Origin of the sequence: Flavobacterium sp. ASV13, assembly GCF_000745775.1 — a bacterium.
Classification (GTDB): domain Bacteria; phylum Bacteroidota; class Bacteroidia; order Flavobacteriales; family Flavobacteriaceae; genus Flavobacterium.
Genome location: NZ_JQJY01000003.1, coordinates 262460 through 278271, shown reverse-complemented (window position 1 = coordinate 278271; position 15812 = coordinate 262460). Strand labels below are relative to the sequence as shown.

9 protein-coding genes are annotated in these 15812 nt (G+C 31.6%); 5 read left to right on the top strand and 4 right to left on the bottom strand.

Annotated elements, in window-relative coordinates; all coding sequences use genetic code 11:
• Nucleotides 1-12 precede the first annotated feature (12 nt).
• From GQ47_RS08445 to GQ47_RS08430, 4 genes are all read right to left on the bottom strand, one after another.
• On the bottom strand, nucleotides 13-2403 hold the full coding sequence (locus GQ47_RS08445) for a 3-hydroxyacyl-CoA dehydrogenase/enoyl-CoA hydratase family protein (protein ID WP_035647212.1): 2391 nt from the start codon (nucleotides 2401-2403) through the stop codon (nucleotides 13-15).
• 55 nt (nucleotides 2404-2458) lie between these two features.
• Nucleotides 2459-2917, bottom strand: a complete 459-nt coding sequence (locus tag GQ47_RS08440; RefSeq protein ID WP_035647209.1) for a MarR family winged helix-turn-helix transcriptional regulator — start codon at nucleotides 2915-2917, stop codon at nucleotides 2459-2461.
• A gap of 221 nt (nucleotides 2918-3138) precedes the next feature.
• Nucleotides 3139-4176: a helix-turn-helix transcriptional regulator gene (locus tag GQ47_RS08435; protein ID WP_035648103.1), complete on the bottom strand. Its 1038-nt coding sequence runs from the start codon at nucleotides 4174-4176 to the stop codon at nucleotides 3139-3141.
• Between the two features lie 204 nt (nucleotides 4177-4380).
• Nucleotides 4381-4995: an HD domain-containing protein gene (locus GQ47_RS08430; protein WP_035647206.1), complete on the bottom strand. Its 615-nt coding sequence runs from the start codon at nucleotides 4993-4995 to the stop codon at nucleotides 4381-4383.
• A 122-nt stretch (nucleotides 4996-5117) separates the two neighbouring features.
• On the opposite strand from GQ47_RS08430, the gene GQ47_RS08425 reads away from it, so the two are divergent.
• The 5 genes from GQ47_RS08425 to GQ47_RS08400 all read left to right on the top strand — a co-directional run bounded on the left by GQ47_RS08425 (nucleotide 5118) and on the right by GQ47_RS08400 (nucleotide 15619).
• A complete protein-coding gene (locus GQ47_RS08425) occupies nucleotides 5118-6635 on the top strand; it encodes a TROVE domain-containing protein (RefSeq protein ID WP_035647202.1) in 1518 nt (505 codons plus the stop codon).
• Between the two features lie 745 nt (nucleotides 6636-7380).
• Entirely contained in the window at nucleotides 7381-8802 is a 1422-nt protein-coding gene (locus GQ47_RS08420; RefSeq protein ID WP_035647200.1) for an RtcB family protein, read from the top strand.
• A gap of 217 nt (nucleotides 8803-9019) precedes the next feature.
• The gene (locus tag GQ47_RS08415) at nucleotides 9020-9817 is read left to right on the top strand and encodes a TatD family hydrolase (protein ID WP_035647197.1); all 798 of its coding nucleotides are present in this window, start codon (nucleotides 9020-9022) and stop codon (nucleotides 9815-9817) included.
• Between the two features lie 282 nt (nucleotides 9818-10099).
• Nucleotides 10100-13849, top strand: a complete 3750-nt coding sequence (locus GQ47_RS08410; protein WP_035647195.1) for a YobI family P-loop NTPase — start codon at nucleotides 10100-10102, stop codon at nucleotides 13847-13849.
• A gap of 1284 nt (nucleotides 13850-15133) precedes the next feature.
• Nucleotides 15134-15619, top strand: a complete 486-nt coding sequence (locus GQ47_RS08400; protein ID WP_035647190.1) for a hypothetical protein — start codon at nucleotides 15134-15136, stop codon at nucleotides 15617-15619.
• Nucleotides 15620-15812 lie beyond the last annotated feature (193 nt).

Sequence of the window (15812 nt, the reverse complement as noted above, 5' to 3'; positions counted from 1 at the left end):
TTGTTCTATTTTCTAGTTACGAAGCGGTTTTCCTTTAGTTAACATATATTGAATACGCTCCAGAGTTTTTCTTTCTGTACATAAACTCAAGAAAGCTTCACGTTCGATATCTAATAAATATTGTTCAGATACTAAAGTTGCTTCAGATAAATCACCTCCAGCCATTACATAAGCCAGTTTGTTAGCGATTTTCTTGTCGTGCTCAGAAATGTATTTTCCAGCTTCCATTTGATCTGTTCCAACTAAGAACATACCTAAAGCTTGTTTTCCTAATACTTTCACATCAGTTCTTCTGATTGGTTGTGTGTAACCAGCTTCCGCCATTAACAATGCATGTTTTTTAGCTTCAGCAATCTGACGATCTTTGTTTACTACAATAACGTCTTTTCCGTGCTGTAAAAGTCCAGTGTCAAAAGCTTCATAACCAGAAGTCGAAACTTTAGCCATTGCGATTGTCAAGAAATACTCTTGAAGAACATTCAATTCCACATCGTTTTTGCGGAATAAATCTGAAGCTCTTAAAGTCATTTCTTTAGAACCACCACCACCAGGAATTACACCAACACCAAATTCAACTAATCCCATGTACGTTTCTGCAGCAGCAACCACTTTATCAGCGTGTAAGCTCATTTCGCATCCACCACCAAAAGTCATTCCGTGAGGTGCAACTACTACTGGAATAGAAGAGTAACGAACACGCATCATGGTGTCTTGGAACAATTTAATTGCCATGTTCAATTCATCGTATTCCTGTTCAACCGCCATCATGAAAATCATTCCGATATTAGCCCCAACAGAGAAATTCGCTGCCTGGTTTCCAATAACTAAACCTTGATATTCTTTTTCAGATAAGTCGATTGCTTTATTGATTGCAGCAAGAACGTCACCACCAATTGTATTCATTTTAGATTGGAATTCTAAGTTTAAGATTCCGTCTCCTAAATCCTGAATAATTGCACCACTATTGCTCCAAACTTTTTTGCTTTCGCGAATGTTGTTTAGAATAATGAATGAATCTTGTCCAGGAACTTTTACTTGAGATTTTGTTGGAATATTATAGAAATAAGTAGCTCCTTCTTTTACAGTATAGAAACTGTCACTTCCAGAAGCCAACATTTCAGTAACCCATGCAGCAGGCGCTAAACCTTCAGCTTTCATGATTTCAATTCCTTTGGCAACACCAATAGCATCCCAGATTTCGAATGGACCATTTTCCCATCCAAAACCAGCTTTCATGGCATCATCAATTTTGTATAATTCGTCTGAGATTTCAGGAACTCTGTTTGACACATAAGCAAACATTCCAGCGAAACTCTTACGGTAGAATTCTCCCGCTTTATCTGTTCCTTTTACTAAAACTTTAAAACGATTGATTGGTTTATCGATAGTTTTTGTCAACTCAAGAGTTGCAAAATTTGCTTTTTTTGCAGCACGGTATTCTAATGTATTTAAGTCAAGAGAAAGAATATCTTTATCTACTTTTTTGTAGAAACCTTGTCCGGTTTTGCTTCCTAACCAATTATTCTCCATCATTTTGTTGATGAAATCTGGAAGTTTGAACAATTCGTGTTGTTCGTCGTTCGGGCAGTTTTCGTAAATACCGTTAGCAACGTGTACCAAAGTATCCAAACCAACAACGTCAACAGTACGGAAAGTAGCCGATTTTGGACGACCAATAACCGGACCAGTCAATTTATCAACTTCTTCGATAGTTAATCCCATTTCTTTAACTAAATGGAATAAACTCTGGATTCCGTAAATACCAATTCTGTTTCCAATAAACGCCGGAGTATCTTTAGCAACAACAGATGTTTTTCCTAAGAATTTAGATCCGTATTCGTTTAAGAAATCCAATACTTCAGTTGAAGTTTTTGGACCAGGAATAATTTCAAATAATTTTAAGTAACGCGCAGGGTTAAAAAAGTGTGTTCCGCAAAAGTGTTGTTGAAAATCTTCGCTTCTTCCTTCACTCATAAAATGAATTGGAATACCAGAAGTATTAGATGTAACTAAAGTTCCCGGTTTACGGAATTTCTCGATTTGTTCAAAAACTAATTTCTTAATGTCTAAACGCTCTACAACAACCTCGATAATCCAGTCAACATTAGCAATTTTTGCCATATCGTCTGTCGTATTTCCAGTTGTGATTCGGTTTGCAAATTTTTGACTGTAAATAGGAGATGGTTTCGATTTTAATGAATTCGCCAAGTGCTCATTTACCACTCGGTTGCGAACAGCTTTACTTTCAAGAGTTAATCCTTTTTTAGCTTCAGCCTCGGTCAATTCGCGCGGTACGATGTCAAGAAGTAAAACTTCAACACCAATATTGGCAAAATGGCAAGCTATTCCTGAACCCATAATTCCGGATCCAATTACAGCAACTTTTTTAATTGTGCGTTTCATAGTTTGTTAATTTGTTTTGTAAGCTAGAATCTGAATTATCTCCTGAAAAGAAATACTATTCATTTTCTGTATTTTCTGTTTGATTAAATATGTTTTTATCGTGAATCAGTTCGTTTATAATTTCAGAAACTTCGATAAAATGTTTCAGCTTTTCGTCTGATACATGTTTTCTAACGGTCTCATTAAATTTTAGAACGGTATTTTTAGATAAATCTCTTTTTTCTTTTCCAAATTCGGTCAGGTAAATTAAAACACCTCGGCCGTCACTTGGGTTTTTCTTGCGAACAATTAAACCTTTTTCTTCCATAGATTTGAGCGTTCTGGTTAAGCTTGTGGCTTCCATTCCCATTCTTGGGCCTAAAGCGGTCGATGGTGTTCCTTCTTCCTTGTCCATGCTTAAAAGTGCAAATCCTGTCGCCATTGTGGCATCGTATTTTGCAGCTTCTTCATTATACATTCTTGAAACAGCTTGCCATGTCGCTCTCAAAATATAATCTATCGTTTTATCTTTCATAGGTAACTATATCGATTTCAAATATAATTAAAAAATACTATGCATGCATATTATTTTTAAATAAATTTTTGGTTAATTAAAAAATGCCTTTGGTTTCTAGGGTTTTATGGTTAAATTTTAACTGAAATATACTATTCTTTTTTGAAATTTTAACAAAATTCATGCGGTAAAAAAACTTTTTTGATTTTAAAACGCGTTTTAATTCGGTATTATTTAAAAAATTATGCGTTTAAATCTGTTTTATGCTCTGTTTCGTATTTGCACAATGCATTCTGCAGAATCTTTTTCATTCTGTTTCGCAAGTTTTCAGGTCGGAGAATTTCAATAGAATCTCCAAAACCTAATAAAAGGCGTTCCATTTCATAATTGGGCGAAATAAATAAATGCACAATGATGCTTTTATCTTCATTTTCCATAATCAGTCGTTGTGATGGATGCAAGGGTTTTGTGAGCACATAAGGCGCATTACTGGCATCAATCAAAAGTTCAATGGGTCTGGGTTTTAAACCTGCATTAACGGTCACACCAATGATGTCTTTATAATAGGACTCGGCATCAAAATCTTCTTCGAGATATTGAACATTAAAATCATAATCAATACCCATTATACGATCAAGTGCTAAATTGGTAATGGGTTGTGAACTTTTGGTTTTACCAATCAAGAACCAGCGATTATTAAATTCCTTTAATATAAAAGGATGAAAATGGAATTTGGTTTCTTCTCGCGATTTAAAAGATTTATAGGTAATTATAAGTACAACCTTTTTAATAATCGCCTGATAAATTTCATCTAAATAATGTAAGCCTTTTAAATTTTCGTTTTTATCCAAATAGATTACTGGCTTTGTGTGCGATTTTTCGGCGTAGATTTTGTCCTCCAATCGCTGTAGAATATCGGATACATCATTAAAAAGAGAAAAGTCTTTAAACTGTTTCAACATCGAAACCGTTTCGGTCAAAACATTCATATCTGTTTCCGTCAATGGAATATCCGTTATCGAAAAATCTTCGTCTTCATACTTATAATACTTTTTGTCGTAAACAACGATCGGCGCATTATAACCAAGTTTTTCACTTCGCATCAACTGAATATCCATCTGAATCGTTCGCTTGCTAATTGGATTTTGTCGTCCTTCATATTCAAATAAAGCTTCAGAACAACATTCAATTAAATCTTCAAGAGTCCATTGCCGGTATTTATTCTGCAGACATTTATCGATTGTCTTGTACCGAATTAAGGCATTTTTATTTTGTGACATAAGAATGTTTTTTTGGGCGTGTCCCTCCGGGCCGGGCTTTACGTTCCCGCTTTTTTTTAAGGCGAAGAAAAATCGCCTTAAAAAAGAGCTCCACTTCAATCCCTCACGCATTTACGTTAATAATGAAATCTTGTTTTCAATGATTTTTATTTTCGTTACAATTTCCCGTAGAGACGCACTGCAGTGCGTCTCTACAGATATACTTTATATTAAAAATGAAATTTCTTTTTCAATATTAATTCTCGCTTTCTCCTCATATAAACTCCTAAATTCCTCGGTTTGAAAAATAAATTCATTTTCCAGAAAGTGTTTTAAAGCTTTTGCTCTTCCAGGTTTGTATAGAAAATCAGGATAAATGCGATACTCTTTTCGAATTTGTTCGAAATAGATTTTATAATCTTCCCAATCTTTAGCAAGGATTTTCAAATCAAAATCGATTAACCAATTAATATCTTCTATTACATTTTGCTGATGTTGCTGTGTGGCACAGATTGCATCAAAAACCAATTGTTTATTTAGATCAATATTCTCAGTTAAAATAGTCAAAGCATATTCGGCACTTTTGAGTTCATTATCTTTTTTAGAAGCCGAATAAACAAAATCATGATAAAAAATAGAAAATAATATTTCGTTTGGGTTTTCAAGTTTGTCCCGATAGATTTCAAAGCTCTCAATCATTTCTTTTAAATGGTTAAGATTATGATAATGCCTTGATTTTCCTGAATATGCCTTTTCTAAATCTTTCCATTTTTGCTGAATTTCATTTGCTGAAAAGCCAATTTTTGAGAGTAATTCAGAATAGATTTCTTTTAAATTCATCTTGTTTTTTACTCAAATTTAAAATTCTTTTTTTACTGCGCAAAATAATTGCGCAGTAGTTCCGAAATCTTTGCTCAAGAAATAAAACAATAACCATTGTCTAATTTTAAAAACCAGAAATTATGAAATTCAATTTTTTAGCAAAAGAGAAAAACAATATAGTTAATCATGAAAATGCTCCAGCTTTTTCTTTAACATCAGAATATGAATTGTATGCAGCAGTTGTAACTACAAGTTTGAATGCTTCGTTTTATGAAAAGGATAAAGCTCGTTTAGAAAGAATACAAAGCTTAATCAAAAAATGTAATCCGGAATTTGTGGCAAAGCTGGCGGTTTATGCCCGTAACGAAATGCATATGCGTTCTGTGCCATTGGTTTTGGTTGTAGAATTGGCTAAGATTTATTCTGGCGATTCATTAATCAGTAAAATGATAACACACGTAATTCAGCGTGCAGACGAGATAACAGAATTGTTAGCGTATTACCAAATGGCAAACGAACGTAATGGTATTAAAAAATTAAACCGTTTGTCAAAACAAATACAAAAAGGTTTGGCAGTTTCCTTCAATAAATTTGATGAATACCAATTGGCAAAATACAATCGCGATGGCGCGGTTAAATTAAAAGACGCATTGTTTTTGGTTCACCCGAAAGCAAAAGACGAAGCACAGCAAGCAATCTTTAATAAAGTTGCGAGTAACACTTTGCAAACGCCATATACTTGGGAAACGGAGTTGTCGCAATTAGGTCAAATAAAGTTTGGTAATGAATTTGAAAAACAAAAAGCATTCACTCAAAAATGGGAAGAATTAATCGACAGCGGTAAAATAGGTTACATGGCTTTGTTGCGTAACTTACGAAATATCTTAGAAGCGAATGTTTCAGGTTTTCATATGTTGAAAGTATGCGATTATCTTTCTAACGAAAAAGCAGTCGTAAACTCCAAACAATTGCCATTCCGATTTTTATCTGCTTATCGTGAACTGAAAGATTTGAATTTTAAATTCACTTCAATGGTTTTAGATGCTTTGGAAGATGCCGTTACAATCAGTTCACAAAACATAAAAGGTTTTGATGTAAACACATCAGTTGTAATCGCTTGTGACGTTTCAGGTTCAATGCAACAGCCAATTTCGCTAAAAAGTAAAGTATTGCTTTATGATATCGGTTTAATGTTGGGTATGTTGATGCAAAGCCGTTGTAAAAATGTGGTAAGCGGTATGTTTGGTGATCGTTGGAAAATAATCAATATGCCAAAACGAAGTATATTGGCAAATGTCAATGAATATTACAAACGTGAAGGTGAAGTGGGTTACGCTACAAATGGTCATTTGGTTTTGGAAGATTTAATAAGTCGAAAAGAAATTGTAGACAAAGTAATGTTGTTTACAGATGTTCAAATGTGGAACAATGCTTACACAAAAGACTCATTTGCAAACTCCTGGAACCGATACAAAAAGATCGCTCCAAATGCAAAATTGTATTTGTTCGATTTGGCAGGTTACGGTCAGTCGCCAATAAACATCGAAAAAAACGATGTATATTTAATAGCCGGCTGGTCTGATAAAGTATTTGATGTTTTAAATGTTTTAGAGGATAAAAACAGCGCTTTGAATTACATTAACCGAATAGAATTGTAAAAAAAGAATCTTCTGCGCAAAATAATTGCGCAGTATGATTTGAATATTTGTAAAAGAAATAAGTTCATTGAAAATAGAATAAAAAACAAGTGTCGTAGATAAGTGTTACTTCGCATTGATAACGCCCGGGACGTGGGTTCGATCCCCACCAATTCTGTTTAATTACAGAAATGTAGCTCAGTGGTTAGAGCAGGATATGTCACTTATTGCCAGTTGCCTTGTTTTAAAAATAAAAAAAGAATGTCGTAAATAAGAGTTACTTCGTCACCATTTAGGGGAGGAATAGCGAAGTTGTAAAATCAGCAAGGTTATCCAGTTCGACTCTGGCAAGACAAGCCCCGTTTCTCTTATTGCTTTTTACTTCTTTTTAAAACTGAAAAATGTCGTGTATAAGAGCTACTTCGTTTAGATTGAATATTAACTCTTATAAAGTATTGCTTTTTCAAAAAATAAGATGCCGTCTATAAAGCGCTACTTCGTGGCATGATAATATTAGGTTCGAATCCTAAAAGTCGCTTATAGAATATTACTCTTAAAAAAAGAGTGTCGTCAGGAAATGGTTCCTTCGTTCCAAAGAAATTTAAACCATTCCTAAATGTTACCTCTTTTAAAATTATTAATTAAAAAAGAAATTAGAGTATAGAAATTAGATTATAGAATAAAGAGAATAGAATATAGATTTTGAGGCTTTGGATAAGTCTATTTTCTATTCTCTTTATTCTATAATCTTAAAAAAAGAAAAAAAATGAAAACACAAATAAACGGTACAGATATATTAGAATTAGGATTCCCAGAAGGAAAAATAATTGGAATCGCATTAAAAATAAACAGCAAAAGAAACGGATTCACAAGAGACGAAATGATTACCAATTTCAAAAATGTCTTAGAAACTCCAGAAAACTATATAGAAGATAAAATCTTCAGCAAACTGGCTGTGGCTTTGATCGAAAAATCGAATGAAAAGCCAGAAGATTTCATTGCTTTAAATGAAAAACCAAATGCGTATTCGGCTTATGGATTAGATCATATCGAAGACGGAGCCAGAAAACAAATGGAAGTCGCCATGAAACTTCCTGTTACGGTTGCCGGAGCTTTAATGCCAGACGCGCACCAAGGTTACGGATTACCGATTGGCGGAGTTCTTGCTACAAAAAATGCTATTATTCCGTATGGTGTTGGAGTTGATATTGGATGTAGAATGGCATTATCAGTTTATGATATTCCAGAAGATTTTTACTTTGAAAACGAAGCCAAATTCAAAAAAGAATTAATTGCGAATTCCATTTTTGGAGCAGGTCACGGATTTCACGGTCAATACAAATCAGATCATGCGGTTTTGGAGAATGAGACTTTCAATATGAATCCGTTTGTGAAGAATTTGAAAGATAAAGCCTGGTCGCAATTAGGATCTTCGGGTGGTGGAAATCACTTTGTGGAATTCGGAATCATGGAATTTGCGCAAGACGATGCCGTTTTGAATATCCCAAAAGGAAAATACGTCGCTTTGTTAACGCATTCCGGTTCACGCGGAATGGGAGCCACAATTGCGGGACATTATACTAAAATCGCCAAAGACGAATGTAAACTTCCAGAAGTGGCAAAAAACTTAGCGTATTTAGATATGAATTCGCAATTGGGTCAGGAATACTGGATGGCGATGAATTTGGCGGGAGATTATGCTTCGGCTTGTCACGAGATTATCCATAACAAAATGGAACGCGCTTTGGGTGCGACGATTTTAGCCAAAGTCGAAAACCATCATAATTTTGCCTGGAAAGAAATCTGGAATGGCGAAGAAGTGATCGTACATAGAAAAGGAGCAACCCCAGCCGGAAAAGGCGTTATGGGAATCATTCCGGGAAGTATGACCGCACCGGGATTTTTGGTGAGAGGAAAAGGCGAGGAGAACGCCATTAATTCGGCTTCGCATGGAGCAGGAAGACAAATGAGCAGAACCCAAGCGATAAAAAACATCACACCAACCGAGATGAAATCGATCCTGAAAGATCATGGCGTTACGCTTATCGGAGCAGGTCTGGACGAAGCTCCAATGGCGTATAAAGATATCCATCAGGTGATGGAAGCACAACAGGATTTGGTTGATGTTGTAGCGAAGTTTACTCCAAAATTGGTTAGAATGGCAGATGACGGAAGCCGAGAGGACTAAGAAGAAACAAGAAGCAAGAGGCAAGAAGCAAGATTTTTGAGATTTCTTTCTTGCTTCTTTGAATATTTAGAAAAGAAGATACAAGAGCCAAGAAGAAAGATTGAAAAGTCTTGTCTCTTGCTTCTTTCTTCTAAAAATCTTAAAAAAATAACAAAAAGACTCAAAGAGAAGAAACCTTTGTCCCTCTGTCCCTTTGAGCCTTTGTAACTTTAAAAATATGACTTATATAGATATCGGAATTAATTTGACCAACAAACAATTCCAAAACGACATAGACGATGTCGTACAAGACGCGCTCGATGCCGATGTATCGCAAATGATACTCACAGGCACCAGCGTACGAAATAGCGAAGAATCGGCGAAGATTGCGAGACAGTATCCGGGCGTGTTGTACGTTACGGCGGGAATACATCCGCATGATGCGAAAAGTTTTGATGCGCAGAGTATTTCGAAACTCAGGAAATTATTAGAACTGAAATACGTAGTTTCGGTTGGCGAATGCGGACTCGATTTTGATCGTGACTTTTCGCCCCGAAACAAACAGGAAGAATGTTATAAAGCCCAATTAGAATTGGCGATTGAAGTTCAGAAACCTTTGTTTTTGCACGAAAGAAGCGCTTTCAATTCTTTTATGAATATTACCAAAGACTATTTACCGCAATTGCCCAAAGCCGTTGTGCATTGTTTTACGGGCACGATGCAGGAAGCCAAAACCTATCTCGATAACGGATTTTATTTGGGTTTTACGGGAGCGATTTCAGATGCCAAACGTTTCAGTCCTTTAAAAGAAGTCATTCAGTACGTACCGCTAGACCGAATGATGATTGAAACTGATGCGCCGTTTATGCTTCCTAAAAATGTCCCGAACAGTCTCTTAAAGAAATATCACGAACGTCGTTGCGAACCTGCTTTTCTGCCGTATGTAGCCGGAACAATTGCACAGTTTAAAGGGATTACTTTAGCTAAAGTGGCAGAGGAAACGACTAGGAATTCTAAAAGCTTTTTTGGGATTTAGGTTTTAATTAGAAAGATTATTTGTTGGCTTTAAAATCAGGTGTTTGTACTTGGTTTGAAGGCTTTTTGTTTGTATATATTTGGAGAGTAGCAATAACTTAAATGATTGTTTTTATTATGGAAAATCGTAAGGTGTTTATGAATTTTTGTGCATCTTTAATCTTTATTAATGAATAAAGAAAATACAAAAATGAAATGAAACAGAGAGGCTAAATTTTAAACAAAAAATATTATTACTTTTTAAAAGTTTTTGGGATTATAAAGTAAAAAATCAAATGTACTTATGATAGATCAAAACGTAAATCAAAATATTGAAGAAGATGAAAATTCTTCTGAAATAATGAATGATGATCAAAAGAAAGAAATTGAATTAGAAATTCTTTCTCCTTTAGATAAAAAGGATGATCCGAAAGTTAAAAAATATTTGAGGCATTTAAAAAATGCAATTGATAATGAAGATGTTAAAAATCTTGCATTATCAGGTGTATATGGTTCTGGTAAAAGTACAATAATAAAATCTTTCAAATCTCAGTATCCTGATTTGGAAATTTTAAATATTTCACTTGCATCATTTAATGAAACCAATGAATATGATACATTTAAAGATCAAATTCAACTAAATATCCTGCAACAAATTATTTACAGCCAAAAAGCAGAAAAATTACCAGAATCGAGAATAAGTCGAATTAGTGAATTAAATGTATTGGATCCTAAAAACTGGATTAAAGTAACTGCATTTTTATTACTTATAATATCATCGTACTTGTTATTGAGTTTTTACAGTTATCAATTGAATCCTAATAATTGGAAGTTAACAGATGATTTTAATTTTAGTTGTTTTATTTTAATAGTTCTATCTCTTGCATCAATGTCTGTTATAGGTCAAATTTTTATTGAGCTATTAAAAAATTTGAGAATAAATAAAATTAGTCTAAAAGATGCTGAATTTGGAAATAAGGCAGAAAGTAAAGATTTACTAAACAAGCATATTGATGAAATTTTATATTTTTTTGAAAAAATTTCAATTGATATTGTTGTTATAGAAGATTTAGATAGATTTAATACTACAGAAATATATAGGACACTAAGGGAGATTAATTTTATTCTTAATTCCTATTTGTGCAATATTAAACCTAATGATCCTCGTAAAGTTACCTTTTTGTACGCTATAAAAGATGATCTTTTTTTAAATGAATTAGATAGAACAAAATTTTTTGATTTAATTATTCCAGCTATACCGTTTGTTAATTATAGTAATTCAAAAAATGTTTTGAATGAGAAATTAGATAAAATTTTTGTGGGGAAGGATATTTTTAACAAACCTACGAAAGAATTTATAAATACAGTTTCTTCCTTTATAACTGATAATAGAACTCTCAAAAACATTATTAATGAATTCATAGTATATAAAGAACAGCAAAAACTAGAAAAAGAAGAATTAAGCCCCGAAAAGTTATTAGCTCTCATAATTTATAAAAATTTAAGACCGAAAGATTTTTCAAGATTACATGTTAGTAAAAGTAATATTGATTTAATGTTTTTTAATAAGGAACTATTAATTAAAAACTCTTTAGTTGATTTAAAGGAAAAAGTAAATTTAATTAAAGAAGAAATAAAAAATATAAAGAATGATAATATTAAGAAAATAAGTGATTTGAATACAATTTATTTGTATCATATTAAAGAACATATCAATGATTCATCTATTAGAGGATTGATGTATAATTCTGAACGTAAAACTTTTAAAATTATCATTAATAATGGTTTAGATTTAAATAAATTCTATGATAACGAAATAAGATACTTTAACAATGCTTCCGATCATCCAACAGGTTTAAAACTTAATGATATTGATGTCAATACTGGTTATTTGTACTCTGAAAAGCATGATTTGATATTAAATCTCGATAAAAGAATTCTTGAAAAAGAAGATGAAATCAAGGAGAATCGAGATAATCAAAATGATTTAAATAATTGGACATTAAAGGAAATACTTGAAAATAAAGATTTATCAAAAGAAAAATTAAAAAAAGAACTTGATAGTTTTTATGAGGAAATCTCTATAGAAGAAAAAGACAGAATCTACAATGATCCACTATTGATTTTTTTATTATTAAATGGATATATTGACGAACATTATAAAGAATATATTTCGATCTTTCAAAAGGGAGGAATAAACGAAACAGATCAAAAATTTAAAATTAATATTATTTCGAGAATAAGCGAGCCTAAATCTTTTGATTATGAATTATCAAATCTTGATGACATAATAGAAGAATTGCCTCTCAATAATTTTAAGAATGATCGAATTTTAAACGTTGATTTAGTAAGTCATATAACAGCCTTTAAATTAAATTATCAAGAGAAATTTCAAGCTCTATTAGATACAATTGCAAATTGGAATAGTAGAAGAATTTGGGATTTTTTGAGTTATTTTATATATGAAGGAAATCAAAGTAAAGTATTTATAACTGAGTTAGCCAAAAGTTGGGATAAGTTTTGGAACACTATAGAAAAAGATCCTAATTTTATTGATGAGGACAAAAAGCGGATATTATATATATTATTAAGTGTTGCTGATGACGCCACTTTATTATATACAAATAAAAATAAAGAATTAAGTTCATACATAGCTAATGATTTTAGTATTTTGCATGATTTTCATGAACAAAACTCTTTTGATAGAGTTCAAAATATTTTAGGTAAGGAAGTTCTTGATGTTAAATTTAGAGAACTATTATCTTTTAATAATGAATTCAATAAACTGTTTGATATTGTTTATGAAAATAATAGATATGAGATTACATATAACAATCTAAAAACAGTAATGGAATATAAGTTGGGTGCCTCATTTGATTTAGAAAGATTTAATAAATCGAATCTGACTTATATTTACGAAAACAATCTTGATGAAATTATAAAATATTTACAATTAGATAATTATAATTTATATGCTAGGAATATTTATTCACAATTAGAATATGATCAAAATGAAACTGCCCTTTATGTTTTATATATTCTTAATAATATAAATGTAGAAGAAGATACAAAGCTTATATTTTTACAAAAGCAAGTAAATAAGTTGTTAGATTTTAATGAAATTGACAAATTAATTGACTGTGATTTGTTAGTTAAAGAAAATAAAATAAAAGCAAGCTGGATAAATGTATATGATTATTACTGGAATTATGATAATTCTTTTAATGAAATTCTTAATACTTTTCTGAATGAAAATTACCTAATTTTAGCTTCAACAGTTATTAAAGTTGATAAAGAAAAAGAATTACAAAATGAATTTATTTTAAAATTAATAAGTAATGATAGTTTAACAATAGAAGCATATAGTGTTTTTGTGAAAAAAAGCATTCCAAAGCAGTATAAATTAGCTGATGAATTTGATTACAAATTAATTAGTAAAGATAAAGTTGAAAAACTTATTCAATACGATATAATTCCACTCAATGTTTACAGCTTTAAGGAAATAAAATCAGTTTATCCAGGAGTACAAATAAAATTGTTAATAAGAAATTGGGCTAGTTATCTAGACTTTTATAAAAAATATAAAAAAGAATTAGAAGTTGAGGATTTTATTCTGCTTTTAAAAGATTTTACTCTTAAAGAAGAATTGAAGAATTATATTATCAAAGATCAAATTTTGGATGACTATTTATTAAATGAAGAATTAGCAATCGAAGTTTCTCAGTTATTAATTAATAGTAAAAACAAGATTAAAAATTTCGATTTATGGTTGAATTTTAATAGATTAAAAAATATTTTCTCTAATAAATTGGAAACTAGTATGAAAGTTAAGCTAATAAATTCAGTTGGCAATAAACTGACTAAAGAAGAGATTCTAATTTTAAAAGATTTAATGGAAAAACCATATAAAGATATTCGTTCTAAATCTCAAATACTTTTTGAAGAGAATGAAATCAATTGGCAATTTATTGAAATTTTACAAGCAAAAAAGATTGCAGGAGAGGCTAAATCAAATAATAAAAATAAAATAAGAGTTTGGCTAAATAACTTTTAATTGAAATTTATAGAGCTAAAATACCCTGCTGGGCTGAGCGTCCCGCTCGTACACATGATGAAAATTATTCAAACCTTAATAATCAGAGAACAATTACATCAATAAATCCTGCAAATATCAACTCGTAGTATTTGTTATAAAAATTTTATTTTTATTAATATTTGTTAAATTATCACAAAATATACTACATTTGTATCTGTAATTAAAAACATAAAAAAACACAATGATACTATCAATAAGCAAAAATTTTGAAACTTTAGCCGGAGATTCTCCAGCTGTAAGCTCAGGATGCGTATGTATTTTTTGTGAAATTGAAATGTAAGATTTAGAATCAAACTCATCATAAAATAGAAAAGCGTCCACATTGTAGGACGCTTTTTTTGTTTTAGAGCAATTTGAATTTGTTCAACATGACAAGAAAGAGGCTTAAAATGATAGAAAAACAAACCAGAACTAAAAAAAACTAAAAAAATAATTGACCAAAATGTTTAATGATTAATAAAAATAGGAAGATATAGTCTTGGAAAGTAATCTGATGAGTAACAGTCATTTGATGTAAAGGTAAGATCTGCACCAGTTTGCGGACAGGAATTTCTTTGTTTAAATTTTGAATATAACTAATTGATAATCAGAAAATTAATCTTAAAAAAGATTTGGAAATATGATTTTTTCTATCCTATCTTTGCCAAACAAAATTGAAACATAGCGTTTCATAAAACAACAACAACAATTATAAAAAATAAATAAAATGAGTTTTAAATTATACATACACAACCCAGGATTAGCAGCCTCGATTTCGGATCGTGAAAGCTTTTACATGTCGGTGCATCAATATAAGCAATAGGATAGTTATATCGTATTTGTTATGAAGCACCTTTAATTGGGTGCTTTTTTTATGCCTTAAAGGCAAGGAACAAAGGAACAAAGAAACAAAGTGACAAAGGTTCGGAGTACTAAAAGAAAAAACTTAGTATCTCAGCATCTTAGTCTCTCAGAAACTAAAAAAAAATTTAAGGATGAATCAAAAAATAGGACTTAGGTCAGACTATAGTGGTCAAACAGATAAAGTGGAATTTAGTGAGTCGCCATTTGCCTCGAGTAGAGAGATGGATTTAGAACTTATTAACCTATGGAAGGAAAAGGTGAATTTTAGGAAAATTATATATATCATGTAGAGATATTTCTCTGGTAAAGCAATGGTGCTTTTGAACTTATGTGATATTGGATTTCTTAGAAAAGCCTTCGATTTCCTGAGATTCCCAAGAATTACAAAATCAAAATACCATGCAAAACAATACATTACAACAATATAAAAACGCAATTAGAAAAAAATACGAAATCGAAAAAGAAGGGAAATACTTTGATTATTTGTACCAACCTTCTCGTGGAAAACTTCGTGATTTGTGCTGGTTGATTTTCGAAAATAACCCAACAAAAGAAGATTTGAATGTTTTCAGTAACCTTTTGGGTTTAGATTTCGATCACACCAAAAAGAATAAGTTTAAGGAGAAGAAAGATAAGTTCAGACCGATCGAAACGTTCTTTAAAGGTGAAACAGATCCGTCAAACATTGACGCTATCAATATGGCTGCGATTTTGGTTGATTTTGAATTGCGTCCTTTCAAAAAGTTTTACGAAAATTCTAAAACGGAGAAAGCAAAACCAATCGAAAAAATTGAGAAAGCGAAAGCAATTTTTGAAAAGAAGAGCGCTGAAAAAAAGTCTAAGAAAAGAAGTTTCTTCCGAGATTTTAAAAGTTTCTTTTTCTAGGGCTTTTGCCACTATCCCGATAGCTATCGGGACTAGTAGACAAAGTTTTTTTGCCACAGATTATAAAGATTAAAAGGATTTTTAAAATCTGCTCAAATTTGCTGAATCTGCGTGAAACAAATCTTAGCGCTCCTTTGCGTAAACCTTTGCGTTCTTTGCGGTTAAATACACACAATTATTAAAATTAAAAAAA

Bases quoted from the DNA above. Each gene is read 5' to 3' on its own strand.
- GQ47_RS08445 (WP_035647212.1), bottom strand. From the start codon at position 2,403: ATGAAACGCACAATTAAAAAAGTTGCTGTAATTGGATCCGGAATTATG.
- GQ47_RS08430 (WP_035647206.1), bottom strand. From the start codon at position 4,995: ATGAATTTAAAAGAAATCTATTCTGAATTACTCTCAAAAATTGGCTTT.
- GQ47_RS08425 (WP_035647202.1), top strand. From the start codon at position 5,118: ATGAAATTCAATTTTTTAGCAAAAGAGAAAAACAATATAGTTAATCAT.
- GQ47_RS08415 (WP_035647197.1), top strand. From the start codon at position 9,020: ATGACTTATATAGATATCGGAATTAATTTGACCAACAAACAATTCCAA.
- GQ47_RS08400 (WP_035647190.1), top strand. From the start codon at position 15,134: ATGCAAAACAATACATTACAACAATATAAAAACGCAATTAGAAAAAAA.
- GQ47_RS08410 (WP_035647195.1), top strand. From the start codon at position 10,100: ATGATAGATCAAAACGTAAATCAAAATATTGAAGAAGATGAAAATTCT.
- GQ47_RS08420 (WP_035647200.1), top strand. From the start codon at position 7,381: ATGAAAACACAAATAAACGGTACAGATATATTAGAATTAGGATTCCCA.
- GQ47_RS08440 (WP_035647209.1), bottom strand. From the start codon at position 2,917: ATGAAAGATAAAACGATAGATTATATTTTGAGAGCGACATGGCAAGCT.
- GQ47_RS08435 (WP_035648103.1), bottom strand. From the start codon at position 4,176: ATGTCACAAAATAAAAATGCCTTAATTCGGTACAAGACAATCGATAAA.